General features: G+C 58.0%; 22 protein-coding genes and 1 pseudogene. 6 read left to right on the top strand and 17 right to left on the bottom strand.

Annotated features, from left to right (window positions below):
• Positions 1-541: 541 nt before the first annotated feature.
• The 4 genes and pseudogenes from IB254_RS29580 to IB254_RS25765 all read left to right on the top strand — a co-directional run bounded on the left by IB254_RS29580 (position 542) and on the right by IB254_RS25765 (position 3,734).
• A pseudogene (locus tag IB254_RS29580) lies at positions 542-783 on the top strand (hypothetical protein).
• 606 nt (positions 784-1,389) lie between these two features.
• Positions 1,390-2,613 carry a type II and III secretion system protein family protein gene (locus IB254_RS25775; protein WP_192420195.1) on the top strand — a complete coding sequence of 408 codons (1,224 nt, stop codon included), beginning with the start codon at positions 1,390-1,392 and terminating at the stop codon, positions 2,611-2,613.
• 119 nt (positions 2,614-2,732) lie between these two features.
• On the top strand, positions 2,733-3,446 hold the full coding sequence (locus IB254_RS25770; protein WP_192420193.1) for a tetratricopeptide repeat protein: 714 nt from the start codon (positions 2,733-2,735) through the stop codon (positions 3,444-3,446).
• A gap of 18 nt (positions 3,447-3,464) precedes the next feature.
• Positions 3,465-3,734, top strand: coding sequence for a DUF3613 domain-containing protein (locus IB254_RS25765; RefSeq protein ID WP_192420192.1), 270 nt, complete (start codon positions 3,465-3,467; stop codon positions 3,732-3,734).
• Between the two features lie 214 nt (positions 3,735-3,948).
• Here IB254_RS25765 and IB254_RS25760 read toward each other — a convergent pair whose 3' ends face one another.
• From IB254_RS25760 to IB254_RS25700, 13 genes are all read right to left on the bottom strand, one after another.
• Entirely contained in the window at positions 3,949-4,911 is a 963-nt protein-coding gene (locus tag IB254_RS25760; protein WP_192420190.1) for a type II secretion system F family protein, read from the bottom strand.
• 29 nt (positions 4,912-4,940) lie between these two features.
• Entirely contained in the window at positions 4,941-5,927 is a 987-nt protein-coding gene (locus IB254_RS25755) for a type II secretion system F family protein (RefSeq protein ID WP_192420188.1), read from the bottom strand.
• Positions 5,924-7,357, bottom strand: coding sequence for a CpaF family protein (locus IB254_RS25750; RefSeq protein ID WP_192420186.1), 1,434 nt, complete (start codon positions 7,355-7,357; stop codon positions 5,924-5,926). The genes IB254_RS25755 and IB254_RS25750 overlap by 4 nt, the downstream gene beginning before the upstream one ends.
• Positions 7,358-7,360: 3 nt before the next feature.
• The gene (locus IB254_RS25745; RefSeq protein ID WP_192420184.1) at positions 7,361-8,581 is read right to left on the bottom strand and encodes an AAA family ATPase; all 1,221 of its coding nucleotides are present in this window, start codon (positions 8,579-8,581) and stop codon (positions 7,361-7,363) included.
• On the bottom strand, positions 8,575-9,069 hold the full coding sequence (locus IB254_RS25740) for a TadE family protein (protein ID WP_008029703.1): 495 nt from the start codon (positions 9,067-9,069) through the stop codon (positions 8,575-8,577). The genes IB254_RS25745 and IB254_RS25740 overlap by 7 nt, the downstream gene beginning before the upstream one ends.
• Complete coding sequence (locus IB254_RS25735) at positions 9,069-9,548, bottom strand: TadE/TadG family type IV pilus assembly protein (RefSeq protein ID WP_192420182.1); 480 nt, start codon at positions 9,546-9,548, stop codon at positions 9,069-9,071. The genes IB254_RS25740 and IB254_RS25735 overlap by 1 nt, the downstream gene beginning before the upstream one ends.
• An 8-nt stretch (positions 9,549-9,556) precedes the next feature.
• The gene (locus tag IB254_RS25730) at positions 9,557-10,900 is read right to left on the bottom strand and encodes a TadE/TadG family type IV pilus assembly protein (protein WP_192420180.1); all 1,344 of its coding nucleotides are present in this window, start codon (positions 10,898-10,900) and stop codon (positions 9,557-9,559) included.
• Positions 10,901-10,976: 76 nt separating this feature from the next.
• Positions 10,977-11,795 carry a Flp pilus assembly protein CpaB gene (cpaB, locus tag IB254_RS25725; protein WP_192420178.1) on the bottom strand — a complete coding sequence of 273 codons (819 nt, stop codon included), beginning with the start codon at positions 11,793-11,795 and terminating at the stop codon, positions 10,977-10,979.
• Between the two features lie 15 nt (positions 11,796-11,810).
• Entirely contained in the window at positions 11,811-13,145 is a 1,335-nt protein-coding gene (locus IB254_RS25720; protein ID WP_192420177.1) for an AAA family ATPase, read from the bottom strand.
• 2 nt (positions 13,146-13,147) lie between these two features.
• On the bottom strand, positions 13,148-13,678 hold the full coding sequence (locus tag IB254_RS25715; protein WP_008029694.1) for a prepilin peptidase: 531 nt from the start codon (positions 13,676-13,678) through the stop codon (positions 13,148-13,150).
• Between the two features lie 29 nt (positions 13,679-13,707).
• Entirely contained in the window at positions 13,708-13,899 is a 192-nt protein-coding gene (locus tag IB254_RS25710) for a Flp family type IVb pilin (RefSeq protein WP_192420176.1), read from the bottom strand.
• Positions 13,900-14,052: 153 nt separating this feature from the next.
• Positions 14,053-14,244 carry a Flp family type IVb pilin gene (locus tag IB254_RS25705; protein WP_192420175.1) on the bottom strand — a complete coding sequence of 64 codons (192 nt, stop codon included), beginning with the start codon at positions 14,242-14,244 and terminating at the stop codon, positions 14,053-14,055.
• A gap of 151 nt (positions 14,245-14,395) precedes the next feature.
• Entirely contained in the window at positions 14,396-14,587 is a 192-nt protein-coding gene (locus tag IB254_RS25700; protein WP_008042358.1) for a Flp family type IVb pilin, read from the bottom strand.
• Positions 14,588-14,994: 407 nt separating this feature from the next.
• Between IB254_RS25700 and IB254_RS25695 the strand changes: the two genes are divergently transcribed.
• A complete protein-coding gene (locus IB254_RS25695; protein ID WP_192420174.1) occupies positions 14,995-15,864 on the top strand; it encodes a response regulator transcription factor in 870 nt (289 codons plus the stop codon).
• A gap of 80 nt (positions 15,865-15,944) precedes the next feature.
• On the opposite strand, the gene IB254_RS25690 is transcribed toward IB254_RS25695, so the two are convergent.
• Entirely contained in the window at positions 15,945-16,130 is a 186-nt protein-coding gene (locus IB254_RS25690) for a hypothetical protein (protein ID WP_008029684.1), read from the bottom strand.
• Between the two features lie 416 nt (positions 16,131-16,546).
• Here IB254_RS25690 and IB254_RS25685 point away from each other — a divergent pair, with 416 nt between their 5' ends.
• Positions 16,547-18,172: a glucan biosynthesis protein D gene (locus tag IB254_RS25685; protein ID WP_192420173.1), complete on the top strand. Its 1,626-nt coding sequence runs from the start codon at positions 16,547-16,549 to the stop codon at positions 18,170-18,172.
• Between the two features lie 204 nt (positions 18,173-18,376).
• Here IB254_RS25685 and IB254_RS25680 read toward each other — a convergent pair whose 3' ends face one another.
• The 3 genes from IB254_RS25680 to IB254_RS25670 all read right to left on the bottom strand — a co-directional run bounded on the left by IB254_RS25680 (position 18,377) and on the right by IB254_RS25670 (position 22,041).
• Positions 18,377-19,483: an NADH:flavin oxidoreductase/NADH oxidase gene (locus IB254_RS25680; RefSeq protein ID WP_008029680.1), complete on the bottom strand. Its 1,107-nt coding sequence runs from the start codon at positions 19,481-19,483 to the stop codon at positions 18,377-18,379.
• Between the two features lie 247 nt (positions 19,484-19,730).
• Complete coding sequence (gene recJ, locus IB254_RS25675; protein ID WP_192420171.1) at positions 19,731-21,440, bottom strand: single-stranded-DNA-specific exonuclease RecJ; 1,710 nt, start codon at positions 21,438-21,440, stop codon at positions 19,731-19,733.
• A 58-nt stretch (positions 21,441-21,498) separates the two neighbouring features.
• Complete coding sequence (locus IB254_RS25670; RefSeq protein ID WP_007944886.1) at positions 21,499-22,041, bottom strand: YaeQ family protein; 543 nt, start codon at positions 22,039-22,041, stop codon at positions 21,499-21,501.
• Positions 22,042-22,055: the final 14 nt, after the last annotated feature.

Raw genomic sequence — 22,055 nt, 5'->3', positions numbered from 1 at the left:
GACTTGATCGACGACCGACAATTTAAAGGTCAGCGTGTAGTCTCGCTGACTACGCCTTTTTACTGATTCCATTACGTCCTCCTGAAAAACAGATCAGAAGGTGTAAACCTTATTCAGGACGGGACAGATTCGAAAAATAGAGGAAAAGCTGCTCCTCTGTTTCCAGTTTTCTGCGCTCGGTGAAAAAACAGGAAATTCCTACAGATCGAGCCTTCCTGAAAAGACTCTGATTCCTACGACAAGCGTCGCCAGAGTAGACTTGGCGCCGCGAGCGCCTGACCGATAGGCTTTGTCCCGTCGCTGCCAAATCAGCGGCCCGGGGTCGAAGCCGGTCAATCATCAACATGGCGCATCCGCACCACCATAGGAACTGGGGCACAGTTTTGCCTTTTCGTTTCGCTTTATGGTGGACCGTGTGGCGCGGGCCTCTCGACTTTTCCGTGTTGATCGAGAATGTTCCGACTTCGAACGCCACATGGTCCGCAACCCAAATCTGTCGAAGGATTAGTGGCGGCTCCTTTCTCAACGTGGAGTCGAAGAAATGCACACGCTAAATCCGTCTGAAACCCACCCTCATTTCATCCCCACTGTTTTTTCCCCGCCACAACCACTTCCTCCACGCCAACCAAGCCTGGCTCTGCGTCCATGACCTGGGACGTTTGATGCGGCGGCCTCTCGGTGCCGCTGCTGCACTGGCAAGATTCGGCGTGGATCAAGTGGCGGGATATGCCGGATCTGGTGCAGGCGCAGCGACCGTTTCCGATCATGGGCATTTGCAGTTGAAGGCAGGCTGAGACATGAAAAAAGGCCCGTTCAGCCTGACTGACGGGCCTTTTTTTTGCCTTCATTTCCCCCTCGGTATCAGCCAATCGCACTGCGCTACGACCTTGCCTGAACCGCTCACCCACCTGCCTTTCTACAGCTTTTGCACCCATGGTTTTTTTTAAAAATCATGGCACTTTGGTTTGATTGAACTACCGTCAAACAATAAGAAGTCATAACGGCTCCAGTTTCCAAATTAGCTTCAATGATCAGATTGGCAAAAGGAGTTAGCTCACTATGATCATGGCAGGCGTATTCCGGCTCTGTACCTACATGGCCGTTTACTTTTCGGGGGGGGCAGGTCGGCGGACAGTAGCGTCCGTAACTGCCAGCGTCACTCTGGCGCGCAGTCCAGGTAACCGCCTAACTAAAAACCGTTTTAGCAAAGGTCGCTCGCTGTTCAGCCAGATCAGCGAACTGCGCCCGCTCGTGTGTTGCACGCAAGGAATAACGCCAAAGCCATGGATAAGTGGTGTGGCGCATTGGGGGGGATAGTCCGATCCCCGTGAAGTGATCAGAGACAACTTTGTCTGCCTATAGATGGCCTATCCAGTGAGGATTCACCAAATGAGCCTTCGTCCCGCGCCCGCTTTCAAGAAAATTATCCATGGCCTGTTCTGGACGGGCCTCAGCGTGAATGCGGCTCAGGCCGCACCTGCCAATTGTTCGGAACTGGACAAATGGTCGACAACGTTCGAGGTCGGTCAGGGGCTGCAGAATGAACTGCGCAGCCCCGTTCCGGTAACGCAACTGGCGGTGGGTGACCCGAAAATTGCCGACGTGCAGCCCAGCGGCAGCAGCGCGTTCATACTCACGGGCATTGCACCGGGGACCACCAGCCTGATGGTCTGGACTGCCTGTTCTAAATCGCCGCGCCAAAGCATGGTGTTCGTCAAGGGTAAAGCCACATCGGCACTGACCAGCGTGTCGTCGGTACCCTCCGACGACCCACTGCTGCCGAGCCAGGTGCAGACCGATATCCGTTTCGTCGAAGTCAGCCGGACCAAGCTCAAAGAAGCCTCCGCCTCGATTTTCGGCATCCGTGGCAACTTCCTGTTCGGCTCGCCGAGAACCTTGCCCACCATCGGCGGCATAGTCACGCCGGTGCTGCCGGTGAACAACAACAACTTCAACCTCTCTTTTGCTACCGGCAGTACCCTGGTGGCGCTCAATGCGCTGGAAGGCAGTGGTTTCGCCTACACCCTGGCACGACCAAGCCTGGTAGCGCTCAGCGGGCAGAGTGCGAGCTTCCTGGCCGGCGGTGAAATACCGATTCCGGTGCCCAGTTCAGGCAGCGATAACGTGTCCATCGAGTACAAGGAATTCGGTATCCGCCTGACGCTGACGCCGACCATCGTCGGGAAAAATCGTATCGCGCTGAAGGTGGCGCCGGAAGTCAGTGAGCTGGATTTCACCAACGCCGTGAGCATCGCCGGCACGATAGTCCCGGCCCTGACCGTGCGCCGTACCGATACCAGCATCTCCCTGGCCGACGGCGAAAGCTTCGTCATCAGCGGCCTGATCAGCTCCCGCAACAATTCCCAGGTGAACAAGTTTCCGGGGCTGGGCGATATCCCTGTTCTAGGCGCGTTTTTCCGCGACAACACCATCAACCGTGAAGAACGCGAACTGCTGATGATCGTCACCCCTCATCTGGTCCAGCCACTGGCTGCCAATGCAACACTACCGTCATTGCCTGGCGAACAGCTGCGCAATTACGACCCGAACTTCTACCGCATGTTTTTCCTGGAAAATGGCGACTTCGACAGTCTCAGCGGGCTCTCGCAATGATCCGGAGCCTGAACCAGACTCGCCTCGCCCTCACTCGTAACGGTGACGTTGAACGCCTGCCGGGCCAGCTTCATTGCCATTGGCCGGGCGTTCAACATGTTGTAGCCAGAGGACATACGATGAAAGCAGTCATTGCAATAGCGACGACGTTAATGCTCGCAGGTTGCGCCAGTAATGGCCTGACTTCGCGACCGCCCAGCTGTGCCAAGCCCGGTTCTGAGCAGGAACTGGCCCTGAACCTGGCCGACAACATGGCCGACGAAGGCCGTTTGTATGCCAGCCTGGCAAATCTGGAAGGTTTGCCCGATGACTTGGTCCAGGTTCGCCTGCGCAAGGCTCGGGTGTTGCGCATGATGGGGCGTAGCGGCGACGCGCAGCCGTTGTACGAAAGCTTGCTCGGCACCTGTCTGACGGCTGAAGGGGAACATGGCCTGGGCCAGTTGGCCGCCGCCAAAAATGATAACGCCACTGCTGCTACACACCTTGAGCGTGCGGTGAAGATGGCCCCCACCGACGACAGGATGCGAAATGACCTGGGGGTCGTCTACCTCAATCAGCGACGGATCCCTGAAGCACGCTTTGAGTTCATGACCGCCATGGAGCTCAAGCAGGCAAACACATTGGCGGCACTCAATATGGTGACGCTGCTGATCTACCAGGATAACTGGAAGTCGGCTGCTGACCTGGTGACCCGCGCCGACTTGAGCCCCAAGCAAGTCGCCGAGGCTCAAATCCGCGCGGAAAAACTCAAGGCCTCCGCCAAAAAAGTGGTGGCTACCGAGGTGAATCGCAAGACGGAAGTCGCCGATGCCTCTTCCAGTGCGAACAAGTAGAACGTACGAGGAATCGAGATGAAGACCAAAAGGCTGTTGATCGTGTGCATGGCTTGCCTGTCCACCACTGCCTGGGCTATTGAGCCGGGCCCCTCTTCGCCGTACCAACAAGGCACCGAACAGTGGTTGCAGTTGCAGATTCGAGGTGTGGTTGCCTCCCCTAATCTGCAAACCGCTTCGGCCGCCGAACGTGAACTGGCCATGCAGCGCTGGCTGAATAGCTTCAACTTCCCGATTCCGATGTTTTTTGAACAGGATGCCGGGGGAGAAATGAGTAGCAGCAACTGAGGCATGTCGATGGGTGATCAGCCTCTGGCGTAGTCCAGAGTAGCCTGGCTGCAAAGCCGGGCTTGATGTCGTGTGCAGGAAATTGGTCTCTACACATAATCCAACCCAGGTCGGATGATCCCGCGGCGGGAAATGTGTGGGTCCATGACAGGAAAGTGCAGATCAGGCTCGGGGGGCAAGGCCATCGCACTCGATAGCCTCCGCCCGTTTGACCTCACCCGAATACTTTGAGTACACCGATCATGGCCGGGCCGATAGCGACCAGAAAGAAGCTCGGCCACAGACAGAAAATCAGCGGGAATATCAGCTTGGTACCAATTTTCGCCCCCATCTCTTCGGCGGCCTGCGTACGCCGGTCACGGAATTCATCGGCATAGATACGCAGGGTATCGGCCACGCTGGTACCAAAGCGGATACTCTGCGCCAACAGGCTGACCAGCCCTTGTACGTCATCCAGGCCAGTGCGCACAGCCAGTTGCTTGAGCGCCGCGGTACTGGAAATACCCGCGCGGATTTGCGCATTGACCAGGGCCAGTTCTTCAGCCAGTTCGACCTGACTGACCGACATCTCCTCAGCCACCCGTTCGATCGTCGTGGGCAAGGCCAAGCCCGACTCCACGCACACGACCATCAGATCCAGCGCATCCGGAAACGCGGCACGCAACCGACCTTGTCGCAACTGCTTGCGCTTGGCGACATACAGCGCTGGCAGCAACCATCCGATACCGGCTGCCAAGACCACCACCAGCAACCCCATGGCCAGGGAAACCCTGGGAATCATCGGCAATAGCAGCAACGCAATACCGACGAATAACAGCGGCGTCATCAAGCGCACAGCCCAGTACATCTGCACCGCTGAAGAGGAACGGTACCCAGCATGCGTCAATAAAGTCTGGGTGACGGACGTCTGAGCCGATTCGCCCGAGGCAAAGCGCTGGCCGACCCGTTCCAGTAACAGTTGCAGATTACCCGGGGCTTCTTGTCCGGCGGTGTTGCCTAAATGACCACGCTTGATCAGCGCCAGACGACGCTGCACCGGATCCTGAAGCCCCAAAATCAGCAAGCTTACGGCGACAACTGCAAGCACCGTACTCAAACCGATCGCGCCGAGGAACAACAGGCGCGCCACCTCCTCGCTTCCCGTGACCCGACTGAACAACCCGAGCAAAAAGTCCATGACCTGTACCTCCCGGTAGCGAATACCGCTTAAACCTGAATCCGAATGATTTTGCGTATCCAGAAAATCCCGAGCAGCATGGCGAAAAACGCCCCGATGATCAGTTTGTGGCCGATGGGATCATTGAGCAGCACAGGCATGTAGGTGGGGCTTGTGACAACGATCGCAATCGCCAGCACGAACGGAATCGACACCAGCACCCAGGCTGACATCCGCCCTTCGGCCGACAGGGTCCTGACCTTGCGCTGGAAGCGAAAACGCCCGCGGATCAGGCGACTCAAACGCTCCAGCACCTCGGTCAGATTGCCACCGGTCTCGCGATGGATGAGGATTGAGGTCACCAGCATCATCACCGTCATGCTCGGCATCCTTTCCAGCAGGCCGAGCATGGCCCGACGTACATCGTTGCCATAGTTGATGTCAGCGAAAGTCAGGCCAAACTCCTGAGCGACCGGCCCCTTATGCTCCTCGGCGACCAGGCGCAGGGTTTCGTTGAACGGGTGCCCGGCGCGCAGGGCACGGCATATGGCATCCAGTGCATCCGGCAGGCCTTCCTCAAACCCGGCGAAGCGTTTGCCACGGTCACGAGAAATTTTCAGCAGTGGTAGCCAGAATGCTCCGAAGCCCGCCAGCAACGCCATCCACCAGACTGACGAGACCAGCCAGATCGAGAAACCTGCACAGGCGCCCAGGAACAGCCCGAGCAACAACACCCGATAAGCACGATATTCATGACCGGACTGCTCGATCATCTGGGTCAGGCTCGCCATAAAGGGCAACTGCTCGAGCATGGCCTCCAGTGGCGTCAAGCGCGTCAGGTACTTCTGCCGCAACACCGTCTGCATATTGGGCAGATTGTTGGCTTTCTCCAGAACGTGCAGACGGCCGCGGATACGCTTGCGCATCTTGCCGGCCTCGCCGAACACCGGCACCACCACCCCCTGAGACAGGAGGAACACAGCGATAAACACCATGCCGAGGAACATCAGAATGAATTCACCAGGAATATTGTTCATGACTGCCGTGCCTCCATCCACTCAGGCCTGAACATCGTAAGCGGCAACTCGATGCCGCGCTTGGCCAGCACATCGCGGAACGCGGGGATCATGCCGCTGGGCCGGTAATCACCAAGCACTTCGCCGTTTTCGCCCATGCCTTGGCGCACGAAGGAAAAGATTTCGGTCATGGTGATGATTTCGCCCTCCATGCCGTTGATTTCCTGCACGCTGACCAGCCTGCGCTTACCATCCTCCTGGCGTTCCAATTGGATCACCACATCAATGGCCGAAGCGATCTGCTGCCGCATGGCCTTGATCGGAAAGGTCGCCCCGGTCATCGACACCATGTTCTCGACTCGCCCCAACGCATCCCGTGCGGTGTTGGCGTGGATCGTGGTCAACGAGCCGTCGTGGCCGGTGTTCATCGCAGTCAGCATGTCCAGCGCCTCGACGCCGCGCACTTCGCCGATCACTATGCGGTCCGGACGCATCCGCAGGCTGTTGCGCACCAACTCCCGCTGGCTCACTTCGCCACGGCCCTCGATGTTCGAAGGCCGGGTTTCCAGGCGCACCACATGGGGTTGCTGCAGTTGCAGTTCGGCCGAGTCTTCGATGGTGACAATCCGCTCGTTTTGCGGAATGAAGCTGGACAGCACGTTGAGCATGGTGGTCTTGCCGCTGCCGGTACCGCCGGAAATCAGCACGTTCAAGCGCCCACGGACAATCGCCTTGAGCAGCAGGGCAATGGCCGGGGTCAACGTCCCCACCTGGATCAGACTGTCGGTATTGAGCAGGTCCACCGCAAAGCGCCGAATCGACATGCTCGGGCCATCGATGGCCAGCGGCGGGATAATCGCGTTGACCCGCGAACCGTCCTTGAGCCGGGCATCCACCAACGGCGAGGACTCGTCGATACGCCGACCCAGGCTTGAGACGATACGGTCGATGATGTTCAACAAATGCTGATCATCGCGAAAACGCACATCGGTCCGTTGCAGTTTGCCGAAGCGCTCGACATAGACCGAGGCAGAGCCGTTGACCAGAATGTCGGACACGCTGTGATCGGCCAGCAACGGTTCCAGAGGCCCCAGGCCGAGCACCTCGTCGGTGATCTGCTTGATGATCAACTGGCGGCTGACGGTACTCACCGGTGCCGAATGCTCATCGAGCAGGCGCTGGCAAATATCGCGAATCTGCCGAGCAGCCTCGGCCTGTTCAAGGGAGTCCAGCAAGGACAGGTCCATGACTTTGAGCAACTGCTGGTAGATTTTTTCCCGCCACTCAGCCTCCACCGGGGTAACCTGGCTTTTGGTTTCGTAAAGAACGTCTGGTGCCACACGTTCCCACGCCATTATTTCCTCTGGCGGATCCAGCAGATCGTCGCCCGGTTGGGCAGCGGCGGGTTTACCGGACTGTTTGCGCAAGCGGTTACGAAAGTCGCTGATCATGGTTCATCCCCCGAAAACACGGTTGAAGGCGCGTTTGAACAAGCCTTTGTTGCCGGCTACTTGTTGACCGACCAGGTCCTCGGTCATGTCGCGCAGTGCAGCAGTAATCGCTGCCCTCGGCGCATGCAGCCCCAACGGCACACCAGTGTTCTGACTCTGGCTGACCAGATTGAAGTCGTTGGGTAATTTCGACAGATTGGTGCAGCGCAGCGCCTCGCCGACATCTTTAAGGCTGATCGCTGCGGCCTTGTCATAACGGTTGACCACGATCTGCAATTGATCCCCGCGCACACCCAGGTCATCGCGAAGTATCCGCACCAGAGAGCTGGCATCGCGCAGATGACTGACGCTCTGTTGCACCACCACGTACACCCGATCCACCTGCTCCAGCACAGAACCGGTGAGGTGATCGATTTGCCGCGGCAGGTCGACCACCACCCAGCCATAGCTGGCGCGGGCCAACTGCAACAGGGTGTCAAGTTGCTCAGGTTGGGCATCCTGCGGCAAACACAGCTCACCGGCCCGACCGCCCAGCACATGCAAGGTCGGGCTGAAGTGACTGCAAAAACCGCGTAACGCGACGCTGTCCATGCCGTTGATCTGATGCAACACCTCCAGATGGCTGTGCGTCTGCGCTACATCCAGATAATGCGTCACGCTGCCAAATTGCAGGTCCATGTCCAGCAGCAGGGTACTGCCGCCTTTCATGCTGAGCTGTTGTGCCAGGTTGCAGGCCACCAGGGTTCCGCCGGAACCGCCCTTTGCGCTCATCACGGCGATCAATTTCCCGTCAGCCCCACTGCCGCTGCGAACCTCCGTGACCAGCCGATTCATGGCAGCGACCAGTTCGGTCTCGGCGATGGGCTCCGGCAGCACGTCCCGCGCACCGGCCTGCATCGCCAGGCGCATGGCTTCCTGTTCGCTCAGCAGTCCGCACACCAACATCGGCGGACGCTCATGGGCCGGGTGTTGCAACAGTGCCGACAATTCCTCGCGCCACAGGTGGCTGACGCGCAACAGCAACAGATCAGGCATACGGTCCAGACCGTAGAGCGGGTCAACATGCCCATTGCTCACAAGGCGAGTGCTTACCTCCAGGCCAGGCATGCGCTGACAGACACTCTGCAGATCGCGTAAAGAGTTGGCATCACGGCTACTGATCAGCAACCGCAACCCGGTTTTGCCAGTCGAACTGGCTATCGGCATTTCCTTCATATTCAGCATGGTGTGATCTCCCCGGAATCAGAATGACGCCCGAGACTTTCGCGTGGCAACGTTGCCCTGAATGCAGGCAAGGTAATGGGCACGCCGAACCCGGGAATAAACAGATTGAAAACGAAGTTTTGCAGACTCAACTGGACATAGCGGATGGCACGAAAGCCGTTTGCGCTGACCAGATCAGCGGGGTTGGCCACCAGGGCGCCATTTGCGTCCAGGTAGGTCAACGTCAGATTAGTGGTGGCCAGATTGCTGATCAGCTGGCTCGTACCTGCGTCGGTCGCGGCATTGAAGATTGCCCGCCGCAACACCACCGGATCGCTGATATTGCAGACGGCTGCCAGGCGCGCACCACGGCGCGCGGCCTCATCCAGCGCATTGACCGTGAAGTACAGGCGGCCCATTTCCAACACGCCGAACAACAGCGTGAACACCAGCAGACCAACGAAGGCGAACTCCACCGTATAGATTCCGCGCATGTGTTTTCTATTCATCACAGTGCCCTCATCACGGTAGTGGCAACCAGGGGAATGTTCAGCGCAATCTGATTGCCAAAAAAACCCGGAATCGAGCCGGCACAATTACCACTGCCAATCACCGGGCAGAACGTATAGGTGATGGTGACTCGCACATGGTCGGTGCCCACCGCAGCGACGACCACGTTGTCAGGCGTCAACCCGGACAACACAGCGGTGCCGGTGTTGGCAGGCACGCCATACACCGCAACGTTTTTCGTCTGGGTCTGCAGCGCATTGCTCAGAGAGACCGCCCCCAGCGTCGAGTCCCAGGCGTGGCTGGCGACAAAACGGTCGGCATCACGGCTGGCCTGCAACAACACGTTGTACTGATAGAGCATGCGGCCGATCTCACCGAGGCTCAGTAACAGCAGCAACAACACCGGCAGGACGAGGGTGAATTCCACCATGGCCAGGCCTTGCTGGCGCTTCGGATGTTTAAACGCGTGAAGTCTCATGACGCCTCCTATGAGTCAGTGCTCGGAGTACCGCTGCCGTTGAGATAGGTTTTGTAGAGCTGGATGATCTGTGGGCCGGAATCGGTTGACGGCGTAGGGCCGGCCACGTTGTCGCCTTCGCACTCCTTCACGAACTGCCCGAAGATCTGAGCGTCCCCGCCACCGCCATCCATTGGTTGCACCACGTAATAGCAGCCAAAACCGAGGACGGGGATCGAGGTTGAACCGCCTTGTTTGCCAGTGCAGTTGCCCACCACAATTTTCATCATCCGGCGCTCGAACACGCCATGGCTCTCACAACCACTGCCAGACCCTGCCACACACCCGGCAACGCTCGCACGCCAGTCGTTGTAGTCAAATATCGCGTCGCCGCCCGCCGTGAGATTGCCGTTGCTCGAGGTGACGGTTTGCCCCTTGTACTTCGCCTGTGCCGGTGTGACCGAGTCGTCGTAAGTGATCGCGGGGTTGCTGGACGCGGTCACCATGTCCGGCGGATAGTCCGAGGCACTGACCGGGCCGTTGTAGATGCCGAAGCGTGTGTTCAAGCCCTGGGAGGTAGGGCCGACCTTGTTGCCAGGTGCGGTCTGGACGTTGTCCCCCACAGTGCGGCAGACATTGCCACCTCCGGCCAGGTCCTCCCTGACCGTACTGCCGCCCGAACCAAAATCGAGCAACTGAAAATTGCCTGGACCAATGGGCGACGAATTGCCGGCAGCCGTCTTCAATACCTGCAAATCACCAAACTGGAAGCCCCAGAACATGCCTGCGCCAGGGTTGTATTGAGTCGGGTCGCCACAGACCATCAAAGGTGCGAGATCACAAGGACTGGTAGGGCTGGGTCCGGCGGTGGCGATTGCCGCCACCGCTTTGGCCCCCAGACCGCCAGAACCGAATACCTGGGCGAAGTTCCAGAAAAATCCGGTCAGGTTATAGCTCGGTACCGATACCCGAACGTATTTGGCATCAGCTGGCCCGGGATAGGAGAACGGCCCATAGACACTGCTTGCCAGTTCCACCACCGCGAATGTGGCTGCGTTGCCACCAACCGCCGTTGCCAATTCTGTGTTGCCCGTGGCATTCGCATTGTGCGTCAGCGTATTGAGTGCGGCAGTGCGCGTCGTACTGGCAATATTAACTCCACCTTCCACCTGACTCAGGGTTTTGGCACCACTCAGGGCCGCGGCGTCCACCGCATTCTGCAAGCGCGTTTTGTTCAGCATCATGTGCCCGCCGTCCAAAGCCAGTGCGGCCACCATGCCAATCGCCGCCAACGCGATCACCATCAATACACTCACCGATCCTTTCTGGCGCCTTGGCGTCGCAGTGAACGGCTGCTGAATACGACGATTCATCTTCAAGCCCTCATTTGCCAATACTGATGCGGATCGGCTCCGCCAAGACCTGGTGTCCAGGACCTGTTACGCCCTGTCAGCGAATGTTGACGACTTTGGTTTCGACCCCGCGGATGACGGTGACAGCCCCACCACTTTCGCCGCCGCTGCGTTGCACCACGCGTTTTGGCACCGTGGCGGTGGCCACCGTCATGACCGGTGCGGCAGGCGCTACAGGTGCAACGGCCGCGATTTTTTTCTCGGAGTTCAGCGGATTGCGCAAGGTCAGTTGCAGTTTCCCTTCCGTTTGCGCCGTGACCAGGGTTTCAGCCTCTGCGGTCGTCATTTCCAGCGTCACTGCACGCACTACCACCGGTTGGGTCTTGTCGGTACCTGCCGTCTGGTCCACCGCCAATACCCGCAAGTTCTCGAGGATGGTCCTGGACACGGCGCTGTTGCTGCCGGCACTGGTGGTTTTGGTTGCGAGTACATCGACCCGGTTACCCGGCAACAGGAAGCCGCCCACACCGACCACATCGTCCACCCGTACCGAGATGGCACGCTTGTCTGTCGCAATCAGCGAAGCCAGAGTGCTGCCACCCAAGTGCTCACTCAGACGCGCACCGCGCACAATGTCGCCCTTCAGAATGTCGAACGTTGCGATCTTGCCCACAGCCTTTTCGCTCAAGTCGAAGGCGTCTTCCGGGATCGTATCCATGGGCATGCGTACGGTCGTGACCTGCTGAGCCTCGACCATCTGCCCGAATGGAATCTCTACTGTGGCGACCACTACGCTTCGAAGGTGATCATCCGGGCTGGCATTGAGCCGGGCGCTCAGCCAGGAGTCGGCCATCCATGCAGCACCAAGGCCCATGACCAGGGAAACGCCTATCAGGGAAAGAGTACGAGAGCTCATGTCAGTATCTCCGTATCAAAGAAAGTCGAGCTGGACGAAGTAGTTGTGCCAGGCCCATTCCAACTCTTGCGGTGACAGTGGTCCGGAACCGCCCATGTAACGTTGACGATCGAGCGCCATGCTCAGGAGATCGCGGGGATGGCAAGGCACCAGGGGCATGCCTTCACTTGCATAAAGCCTTTGCAGCACATAACGCACCAGCAACTGGTCATAAGGCACGCCCAGACGCTCGCTTTCCTGACGCCAGATCTTTTCGTACTCCTCAGGCTTCAGATAACCGAATTGCAGCTTGTAGCCAATCCGGCGAAGAAAGGCCTCATCGGCCAACTCCAGGGGATTGAGGTTGGTGGAAAACACCAGAATCAGATCGAACGGCAGCTCGCAATGCCGACCGCCGCCCAGGTTGAGGAAATCGCACTTCTCTTCCATCGGGACGATCCAGCGATTCAACAGCTCGGCGGGTGCCATGCGCTGGCGCCCCATGTCATCGATGATGAACAGGCCATTGCTGGCCTTGAGCTGCAAAGAAGCCTGGTATTGACGGGTGTTAGTGTCATAGCGAACGTCCAGTTGCTCCATGCTCAACTCACCGCCAGTGACGACGATCGGGCGTTTGCAGCGCAGCAATCGACGGTCGATCCCTTCGTTGAGCATCAGATTGTTCTGTTGAACGTTATCTTCGAACCGCTGATGCACTTGCGGGTCATAGATCTCGATCACGGACTCGTTGATGACGATGGCATGAGGCACCCAGATGGCCTCGGTGAACAGACGGATCAACCGACGGCTGATGTAGGTCTTGCCAGTACCCGCGGGGCCATAAATCATAATGGCGCGCCCGGAGTTCATCGCCACACCTAACTGATCGAGCATGCTGTCGGTAAGCACTACGCCAGCAAAGGCATTGCGCATATCGTTGGCGTTGATGCGACCATGGTGAATGGTTTGCAGTTTGATCAGGGACCGGTAGGTGTCCACCGGGAAGGGTGCCGCACCGATATAGCCACTGCGCGACAAGGCATCGCGGGCGGCGCTGCGACCGCGTTCGGTCAGGCCATAACGCAGCATTTGCCCACTTGTCGATTGCGCCCCCAACTGGCCAAGCACTTCGACACGACCGTCCTTGCGCAGAAACGCCAGGACTTCATCAAGTACGGCGCCGGTCAGCGCCAGGCGCTCCACCAGCCGCGGCATGTCCAGCACGCCAGCGTCATACAAGTGCTTGCATACCAACTCGCCTAGGAAACTGTCTGTCAGACCAGTTTCGCGGATTGTGCACGGCTGAGGAGCCAGTCGTTGCACCGCGCCCCGAGCGCTGGGGTAGGCATCACTATCGACAATGATGTGCATGACTAGCCTCCGAATCCACCGGCAACCAGTTGCCAGTAGACGCTGATTAAAGTGCCTATCAAGATTGCAATCGAATAAGGGAAAGGCTTGCTGGCTACTTCATCTGAAGTTGGCGCCAGATAGGCCTGCGCCTTCAGAATCAACCAATAACGTCCCAGGGTCTGAAGCAGCTGGCCGCGATACAGCACAATCAAAAAACCGCACACGCCACCGGCTATCAGGCTGAACAAGGCAGCCCACAATGCAAAATGGAAGGGTAAAAAGCTGCCGACCATGGCCATTAACTTGACGTCGCCGGCGGCCATGCCACCCAAGGCGTACATCGGCAGAAACAGTGCAAAACAGACCAGGATGCCTAACAGGCTGTCACCCAATCCGCTGACGCCACCTAAATACATTTGACCGCCCAGTCCCAGGGCAAGGCCCAACAGGACCAGCATGTTGGGAATACGGTGGCGACGCAGATCGCTCACCACCGCCACGCCCAATAGTCCTAGCAGTAAAACAGTCATTACCAACAATTCCATGGACATGGCGCGTCCCCCCCTAACCGGGATTATCGTTAGCAGCCAGCACCTTTGACCGCCGCGCAAAGTGCTGTAATCCTGGTGTTCACCTCGGCCCCCAAAAGAATAAACATTGCGGCAACCGCTACCGTCACTAATCCACCGGCCACGGCGTATTCCACAATTGTCAGGCCATCTTCATCTTTGGCGAACTTGGCGATTGAAGTTCTGATTGTTAGCAGGTTCATTTTTGTCTACCTCGCTTCAGCCGTGATATGGATCAGAAAGTACGTTGGCGGGGACAGCGTGAAGTCTATTGAGTTGCCCGGTTTATCAGAGGAACTGTAAAACTGGTCGCTCTATTGATATCACCGCGCCCCCACCGCAACGAGTGGCTGTCATCAGCAGGCGGCACCTTTGACCGCAGCGCACAGTGCTGTGATCCTGGTGTTCACGGCGCCACCCAAAAGAATAAACATTGCGGCAACAGCTACCGTAACTAATCCACCGGCTACCGCGTACTCCACAATGGTCAGGCCATCTTCATCTTTGGCGAACTGGGTGATTGAAGTTCTGATTGTTTGCAGATTCATTTTTTTGTACCTCGTTTCAGCGGTCATACGACTCAGAAAATATATTGGCGGGGTCTGAGCGAAGTTCATTGAGTTGCCGGTCTATCAGAGAAACTGTAAAACCGGTTACTCCATGAACATCACCGCGCCCCACCACAGTGGGTTACTGTCATCAGCAGGCAGCGCCTTTGACTGCAGCGCACAGCGCTGTGATTCTGGTGTTCACGGCACCGCCCAAAAGAGTGAACATTGCGGCAACGGCTACCGTGATTAATCCACCGGCTACTGCGTATTCCACAATGGTCAGACCGTCTTCGTCTTTGGCGAACTTCACTACCGAAGCCTTGATTGTTTGCATGATCATTTTGGCCACCTCACTCAAATGTTGTGTTTCTGAGGCAGAACTTTCTGTGCTGCCTGATGCAACCCTAGTCAGTAAGCAGGCATAGGCGTTAGGAGGATTTTGCACATCGTTAGGACTTTTTTGCGGAGCGGCCGGATACGGTTCATTGGCCTTTGCAGAAGTCACGAGAGGGGTAAACAAGGCATTGAAACGCAACGGCAAATGTCATTGATTCAGAAGCGACAAGTGGTTAAACCCGGCCTCGTCGACAACACACCCGCAAACATTCGGCCCGGGCAGCCTTCCAGGAAACACATAGATCGAATAGTTCTGTAATTCGTCGTTTCTATAATGATTCAATCTGCAAAGTGATGGCGTATTGGCAATACTAGCGAGTAGAGAGTCAATCAGACCTGTCGAGTAGAGACATGACGTCCAATTTGACCAAAAGGCCATCGCTCCTATGGTTCGATCTGACTCATGATCGATCCACGAAAGAACTCATCGCACAGTTCGAGGGTACCTGCGACAGCAAACTGGCGAAAAACTCCGCGTTGCCCATCGGGGAAAAGGCGGACATGATCTGCATGCATTTCGATCGCCCCGACACACCAGGCTTGAGGCTGTTACTGGAGATCAAACGCAGCACACCGGGCATCCCGATCACCATGTTCACCGTGCAGCACTCAGAGGAACTGGCCGTCTGGGCCATGCGTTCCAGCGTCTGGGAATACATGGTGCTCCCGCTCTCGCTCACAGAGAAGAGTCGTTACCTGACTGCTGTAGTTCAACTCTGCGAGCTGCGCCGAAATGTTACCGACCTGCGCAAGACGCTGCTGATAGACCACTCCCCCACCCTGCCGGACAGCATCCGGCTGACCTCAGGGCACCAAAAACACCAGGCGCTGAGCAATGTCATGCTGTACATCGAACAGCACTTTCGAGACAGCATCGATCAAAGGGATTTGGCGCAGCGCTGCGGCATGACGACATTTCGCTTCAGCCGCCTGTTCAAGGAAGCCAATGGACTTGGCTTCACGGATTACATCTTGAACAAGCGCATGAACTTCGCCAAAGAACTGCTCGACAACAGCCAGATGCCTATTACCAGCATCGGCTATGAGGCCGGCTTCAAGGATCCGTCCTACTTCGCTCGTGCCTTCAAGCAGTTCGCAAACTGCACGCCCAGTGAATACCGCTTGGCACGTCAAGTCAGAGCGACTGCAGCAGCGCAACTGGCGCAGGATGAAAAAATCACTGAAGCGCTCGAAAGCCTGATAGAAAGCCTCAGCGGTTGATCGGCACCCGCAAGATTGCACCCATGCCGGGCGCACATGAAAAAGGGGCAGACTTCACAGTCCGCCCCTCGGCCTCTTACTCAAAACCGCGAAACACTGCGCATCGCATCCACCAGATACCGCATCGCAATCCGGTCGTTCTCCGACAACTCGCGATACCGCTCCACCAGCTTCAACTCCTCGGAATTAAGCCGGCGCCTTCGCCGCCCCATACCCAGGCACGGAAAGATCCCCAACATTTCAGTGATGCCTTGTACTTTCGACATGGACGATGTCCCTCTCTACGTCAAAAAGAAAACTGCAAAAACCGCATCGCCCTACCCTTTTTCAGCGGTCACCTCGTGCCAACTGAATCCCACCGGCCTGAGGGCAGAAACCGGTCATGCCCATAGAATAGGAAGTAAATTGGCGCTGAAAAGCGGTTTTTAGAGTAATTAGTCAAAAAAAGCAGAAATGCCGCATAAATCAGAAATCTCTGTGGGAAACGTTTACCGGAAATGTCTTGTTTCATAGCGGTGCCACTGCCACGCCATCAATCATTTTTGCTCTGCCACCGAACGGTTTAAGCTATTTGGCATCTGTTTAAAGTCCGTTGCGTTTGGCCGAAGGCATGTCCGAACCTCCATTTCTGATCCAGCACGTGCCAGGAACGGCGCGGGATTGTTCACGACAGGTTGTACTTATGCACCGCAGGAATTTGCTCAAAGCGTCCATGGCCATCGCTGCCTACACCGGTTTGTCTGCCTCCGGCCTGTTGGCTGCGCGGGCCTGGGCCGGTAATGGCACGGCTGACGGCGAGGCTCAGGCGTTCGATTTCGAATCCCTGAAAATCCAGGCCAAGCAGCTTGCCGGCAACCGCTATCAGGACACCAAGCAGGTGCTGCCGCCGACCCTGGCGACCATGACCCCACAAAATTTCAACGCGATCCGCTACGACGGCAATCATTCGCTGTGGAAGGATTTGAAAGGTCAGCTGGACGTGCAGTTTTTCCACGTCGGCATGGGTTTCAAGCAGCCGGTGCGCATGTACAGCGTCGACCCCAAGACACGTCAGGCGCGGGAGGTGCATTTCCGCCCTTCGCTGTTCAACTATGAAAACACCACGGTCGATACCAAACAGCTCACGGGCGATCTGGGCTTCTCCGGGTTCAAGCTGTTCAAGGCCCCGGAACTGGACCGGCACGACGTGCTGTCTTTCCTCGGTGCCAGTTATTTCCGTGCGGTAGACGCCACTGGCCAATACGGCCTGTCGGCGCGCGGTCTGGCGGTCGATACCTACGCCAAGAAGCGCGAAGAATTCCCCGACTTCACCAAGTTCTGGTTCGAAACCCCGGACAAGGACAGCACGCGCTTCGTGGTCTACGCCCTGCTGGACTCACCAAGCGCCACCGGTGCTTACCGTTTTGATATCGATTGCCAGGCCAGTCAGGTCGTCATGGCCGTCGACGCCCACATCAATGCGCGTACCGCCATCGAACAACTGGGCATCGCACCGATGACCAGCATGTTCAGCTGCGGCACCCACGAGCGGCGCATGTGCGACACCATCCACCCGCAGATCCACGATTCGGATCGCCTGGCGATGTGGCGCGGCAACGGCGAGTGGATCTGCCGCCCGCTGAACAACCCGGCGACCCTGCAATTCAATGCCTTCGCCGACACCGACCCGAAAGGCTTCGGCCTGGTGCAGACCGACCACGAGTTCGCCAGTTATCAGGACACCGTCGACTGGTACAGCAAGCGGCCGAGCCTGTGGGTAGAACCTACAACCGCGTGGGGCGAAGGCTCTATCGATCTGTTGGAAATTCCTACAACCGGCGAAACCCTGGATAACATCGTCGCGTTCTGGACCCCGAAGAAACCGGTCGCGGCCGGCGATTCCCTGAACTACGGCTACAAGCTGTACTGGAGCGCTTTGCCGCCGGTCGGCACGCCGCTGGCGCGGGTCAACGCGACCCGTTCGGGCATGGGCGGCTTCACTGAAGGCTGGGCGCCGGGCGAGCATTACCCGCCAGTCTGGGCGCGCCGGTTTGCGGTGGACTTCACTGGCGGCGGGCTGGATCGCTTGCCGGAAGGTACGGGCATTGAACCGGTGGTGACGTGCTCCAACGGCCAGGTCAAGGATTTCAACGTGCTGGTGCTGGATGACATCAAGGGCTACCGGATTACCTTTGACTGGTTCCCGACCAATGACAGTGTGGCCCCGGTGGAGCTGCGGTTGTTTATCCGCACCAATGACCGGACGTTGAGCGAGACCTGGTTGTATCAGTATTTCCCGCCGGCGCCGGAGAAGCGTAAGTACACCTGAGAGCAATTTAGTGTCTGAGCAGGCCTCTTCGCGAGCAAGCTCGGCTCCTACAGGTTTGTGTCGAACAAGAATGATGAGCTCGACACGACCCTGTAGGAGCAAAGCTTGCTCGCGAAAGCGGCCTGGCAAACAACAAAAATCCCAGCACAGAAACGCAAAAGCCCCGATCACATCGATCGGGGCTTTTTGCTTTTACAGCATCACTCAGTCACGCAAATCCGACTCATGAATCGGCTGATCCCGATGCGTTGCGCGTTGATACTGCGCCGGCCAAATGGCTTTGTGCCCACCCAAATCATCATCCGCATGCAATGGCCAGTAGGGGTCACGCAGCAGCTCACGGGCGAGGAAGATAATGTCCGCCTGACAGGTGCGCAGAATGTGCTCGGCCTGGGCCGGTTCGGTGATCATTCCTACGGTGCCGGTGGCGATGCCTGACTCTTTGCGCACTCGTTCGGCGAAGCGGGTTTGATAACCGGGGCCTGTAGGAATTTCCGCGTTGACCGCCGTGCCGCCCGACGACACATCGATCAGGTCCACGCCCAAATCTTTGAGGCGACGCGCCAGTTCAACGGTTTCATCCGGATTCCAGCCGTCTTCCACCCAATCGGTGGCCGAAACCCGTACGAACACCGGCAACTCCTCGGGCCACACCGCACGCACCGCTTCGGTGACTTGCAGCACCAGCCGAATTCGATTCTCGAACGAACTACCGTATTGATCGCGCCGCTGATTGCTCAAGGGCGATAGAAATTGATGCAACAGGTAACCATGGGCCGCGTGAACTTCGACGACTTTGAAACCGGCGATCAGCGCCCGTTTCGCTGAATCAACGAACGCCTGGATGACCTCGGCAATTTCACTCTCATTCAGCTGCTTCGGTGGTGTGTGCTGTGGGTCGAAGGCAATGGGCGAAGGACCGACCGGCGTCCAGCCACCATCTTCAGGTTTGACGCTACCGTGCTTGCCGATCCACGGCCGATGGGTGCTGGCCTTGCGCCCGGCGTGGGCCAGTTGAATACCGGCGACAGCGCCTTGGGCGGCGATGAAACGCGTGATGCGTTGCAGGGGTTCGATCTGTTCGTCATTCCACAAGCCGAGGTCTTCGGCGGTGATGCGTCCATCGGCCGTCACTGCCGTGGCTTCAGTAAAAACCAGACCGGCCCCACCGACAGCACGGCTGCCGAGATGAACCAGGTGCCAGTCATTGGCCAGGCCATCGACACTCGAATACTGGCACATCGGTGACACCGCGATGCGGTTGAGCAGGGTCAATTGGCGAAGGGTATAGGGTTCAAGCAGCAGACTCATGGGGCACCTCTCGAATCAGTGGGCAGGCTCCAGGGTTCTGTTTGAAAGTCGACGAGTGACAGGAAAAAGGTACAGCACCCGCCCCCGCGGGCAAAAAATTCGACAAGACGTCACAAGGAAAATCAAGCAGTGCTTAGAGCCTAGTCGACATTGGGGGATGGTGAAGGGTTCAGATGAATCGGGTGTCATATAGATCGCCATCGCCGGCAAGCCGACTCCTGTAGGAGCCAGCTTGCTGGCGATAGCGTCAACGCGGTTCTATGTGGGCAATCATCAACTGGACCGTCTCATTCCCGCGAAACTCGTTGAGGTCGAGTTTGTAGGCCAGTTCCACCCATTTGATGGTCGGGTTCGGCCAGATATCGCGGTCGATTCCGAACGCGATGCCGTCCAGCTTCACCGAGCCGCATTCGCTTTTCAGCACCACTTTGAGGTGCCGTTCGCCAACAACCCGTTGTTCGACCAACTGGAACACACCATGGAACAACGGCTCCGGGAAGTGTTGACCCCAAGGACCGGCATGCCGCAAAGCACGGGCCAGTTCGAGGTGAAATTCTTCGACAGCCAAAGTCCCGTCCGACAGCAGTCGCCCGGTCAGGTCTTCTTCGCGCAATTGCCTACGCACTTCAGCGTCAAAAGCTTCGGCGAACAGCGGAAAATTCGCTTCCGGCAAGGTCAAGCCTGCCGCCATGGCGTGGCCACCGTACTTACTGATCAAATTTGGGTGCTGAGCCGCCACCACGCTCAAGGCGTCGCGAATATGGAAGCCCTGCACCGAACGCCCCGAGCCTTTGAGCATGCCATCGCCTGCATCGGCAAAGGCGATGGTCGGACGGAAATAGCGCTCTTTCATACGCGAGGCGAGGATGCCGATGACACCCTGGTGCCACTCGGGATCAAACAGGCACAGGCCGAACGGCATCGATTCCACCGGCAAATCCTTGAGTTGGGCCAGCGCCTCGCGCTGCATGCCCTGCTCGATGGATTTGCGGTCCTGGTTCATGCCGTCCAGTTGGACAGCCATTTCCCGGGCGAGCCCGGCGTCTTCGGTGAGCAGGCATTCGATGCCCAGGCTCATGTCATCCAGGCGCCCCGCCGCGTTCAGGCGCGGGCCGACAATGAACCCCAGATCCGTGGACGTGATGCGCGCATGATCACGCTTCGCCACTTCGAGGATCGCCTTGATCCCCGGCCGCGCACGTCCGGCGCGGATTCGCTCGAGGCCTTGGTGGACGAGAATCCGGTTGTTGGCGTCCAGCGGCACCACGTCAGCGACGCTGCCGAGGGCCACCAGGTCCAGCAACTCGCCGATGTTCGGCTGCGGCCTGCTCTCGTACCAGCCAAGGCTGCGCAGGCGCGCGCGCAGGGCCATCAGCACGTAGAAGATCACCCCGACGCCGGCGAGTGCCTTGCTCGGAAAACCACAGCCTGGCTGGTTGGGATTGACGATGGCATCGGCCAGCGGCAATTCATCGCCCGGCAAGTGGTGGTCGGTGACCAGCACATTGAGGCCAGCCTTTTTCGCCGCCGCCACGCCTTCAACGCTGGAGATGCCGTTGTCCACGGTGATCAGCAGCTGCGGCGTGCGGGTCAGCGCCACCTCAACGATTTCGGGCGTAAGGCCGTAGCCATACTCGAATCGATTCGGCACCAGATAATCAACGTGAGCCGCGCCCAGCAGACGCAAGCCCAACATGCCCACGGTACTGGCCGTTGCGCCGTCGGCGTCGAAGTCGCCGACAATCAGAATCCGCTGACGCTGCTCCAGCGCGGTCACCAGCAAATCCACCGCAGCATCGATGCCCTTGAGCTGCTGGAACGGAATCAGCCGCGCCAGGCTCTTGTCCAGTTCAGCCTCTGAAACCACGCCCCGCGCCGCGTACAGACGGGTCAGCAGCGGCGGCAGGTCACCGAGGAATGGCAGGGTGTCGGGCAACAGGCGAGGTTCGATGCGCATGGGGTGACAGGTACTTCTCTTGAATACGTAGGATAAAACCGGATGACGTGGCGAAAAATCAGCCGCGTTCGCCGCTCAGCCACTGCAACTGGACTTCGTGCTGACCACGATCGTCGGTGACGAAAATCGTCCCTTCGCTGATCATCACGTCCCACTTGATAACGCGTGGCATGTCTTTGGCCAGGGTTTCCAAGACTTCCTGCGGCACAGCAGCGATGTGCACGTTTTTCAGGTTCTTGATCGCCGGGATCACTTTGGTTTCCCAGACGCGCAAGCTGCCATAGGCCAGCAGGCTGGTGCGCTCGGTGCGACGCGAGCACCACGTCAGACGGTCGGCGTCGGGCTGACCGACTTCGATCCAGTGCAGGACGCGATCATCCAGGCTCTTTTCCCACAGGGCGGGTTCATCCACGTCTGACAGACCACGGCCAAACGACAGCTGCTCGTTGTACCAGAAGGCGTAGGCCAGCAGCCGCACGGTCATGCGCTCTTCGGTTTCCGAAGGGTGACGGGCGATGGTCTGCTTCACCGTCTCGTAAACGCTGCGGTCGAGGTCGGTAAGGTTCAGTTCAAACTTGTAGGTCGTGGACGGCTGGGCCATGAACGGGCTTCTTG

It is taken from the genome of Pseudomonas sp. PDM03 (genome assembly GCF_014852385.1).
In the GTDB taxonomy this organism is placed as follows: Bacteria; Pseudomonadota; Gammaproteobacteria; order Pseudomonadales; family Pseudomonadaceae; genus Aquipseudomonas; species Aquipseudomonas migulae.
Note: the sequence above shows the minus strand (reverse complement) of the source record. Positions and strands in the feature narration are given on the sequence as shown.

What these genes read in the sequence shown, in the direction of transcription:
- IB254_RS25720 (WP_192420177.1), bottom strand. Translation starts at nt 13,145, where the DNA reads ATGCACATCATTGTCGATAGTGATGCCTACCCCAGCGCTCGGGGCGCG.
- IB254_RS25700 (WP_008042358.1), bottom strand. Translation starts at nt 14,587, where the DNA reads ATGATCATGCAAACAATCAAGGCTTCGGTAGTGAAGTTCGCCAAAGAC.
- IB254_RS25750 (WP_192420186.1), bottom strand. Translation starts at nt 7,357, where the DNA reads ATGATCAGCGACTTTCGTAACCGCTTGCGCAAACAGTCCGGTAAACCC.
- IB254_RS25710 (WP_192420176.1), bottom strand. Translation starts at nt 13,899, where the DNA reads ATGAACCTGCTAACAATCAGAACTTCAATCGCCAAGTTCGCCAAAGAT.
- IB254_RS25735 (WP_192420182.1), bottom strand. Translation starts at nt 9,548, where the DNA reads ATGAGACTTCACGCGTTTAAACATCCGAAGCGCCAGCAAGGCCTGGCC.
- IB254_RS25760 (WP_192420190.1), bottom strand. Translation starts at nt 4,911, where the DNA reads ATGGACTTTTTGCTCGGGTTGTTCAGTCGGGTCACGGGAAGCGAGGAG.
- IB254_RS25740 (WP_008029703.1), bottom strand. Translation starts at nt 9,069, where the DNA reads ATGAATAGAAAACACATGCGCGGAATCTATACGGTGGAGTTCGCCTTC.
- IB254_RS25755 (WP_192420188.1), bottom strand. Translation starts at nt 5,927, where the DNA reads ATGAACAATATTCCTGGTGAATTCATTCTGATGTTCCTCGGCATGGTG.
- IB254_RS25715 (WP_008029694.1), bottom strand. Translation starts at nt 13,678, where the DNA reads ATGTCCATGGAATTGTTGGTAATGACTGTTTTACTGCTAGGACTATTG.
- IB254_RS25685 (WP_192420173.1), top strand. Translation starts at nt 16,547, where the DNA reads ATGCACCGCAGGAATTTGCTCAAAGCGTCCATGGCCATCGCTGCCTAC.
- IB254_RS25705 (WP_192420175.1), bottom strand. Translation starts at nt 14,244, where the DNA reads ATGAATCTGCAAACAATCAGAACTTCAATCACCCAGTTCGCCAAAGAT.
- IB254_RS25765 (WP_192420192.1), top strand. Translation starts at nt 3,465, where the DNA reads ATGAAGACCAAAAGGCTGTTGATCGTGTGCATGGCTTGCCTGTCCACC.
- IB254_RS25775 (WP_192420195.1), top strand. Translation starts at nt 1,390, where the DNA reads ATGAGCCTTCGTCCCGCGCCCGCTTTCAAGAAAATTATCCATGGCCTG.
- IB254_RS25695 (WP_192420174.1), top strand. Translation starts at nt 14,995, where the DNA reads ATGACGTCCAATTTGACCAAAAGGCCATCGCTCCTATGGTTCGATCTG.
- IB254_RS25730 (WP_192420180.1), bottom strand. Translation starts at nt 10,900, where the DNA reads ATGAATCGTCGTATTCAGCAGCCGTTCACTGCGACGCCAAGGCGCCAG.
- cpaB (WP_192420178.1), bottom strand. Translation starts at nt 11,795, where the DNA reads ATGAGCTCTCGTACTCTTTCCCTGATAGGCGTTTCCCTGGTCATGGGC.
- IB254_RS25680 (WP_008029680.1), bottom strand. Translation starts at nt 19,483, where the DNA reads ATGAGTCTGCTGCTTGAACCCTATACCCTTCGCCAATTGACCCTGCTC.
- IB254_RS25690 (WP_008029684.1), bottom strand. Translation starts at nt 16,130, where the DNA reads ATGTCGAAAGTACAAGGCATCACTGAAATGTTGGGGATCTTTCCGTGC.
- IB254_RS25745 (WP_192420184.1), bottom strand. Translation starts at nt 8,581, where the DNA reads ATGCTGAATATGAAGGAAATGCCGATAGCCAGTTCGACTGGCAAAACC.
- IB254_RS25670 (WP_007944886.1), bottom strand. Translation starts at nt 22,041, where the DNA reads ATGGCCCAGCCGTCCACGACCTACAAGTTTGAACTGAACCTTACCGAC.
- recJ (WP_192420171.1), bottom strand. Translation starts at nt 21,440, where the DNA reads ATGCGCATCGAACCTCGCCTGTTGCCCGACACCCTGCCATTCCTCGGT.
- IB254_RS25770 (WP_192420193.1), top strand. Translation starts at nt 2,733, where the DNA reads ATGAAAGCAGTCATTGCAATAGCGACGACGTTAATGCTCGCAGGTTGC.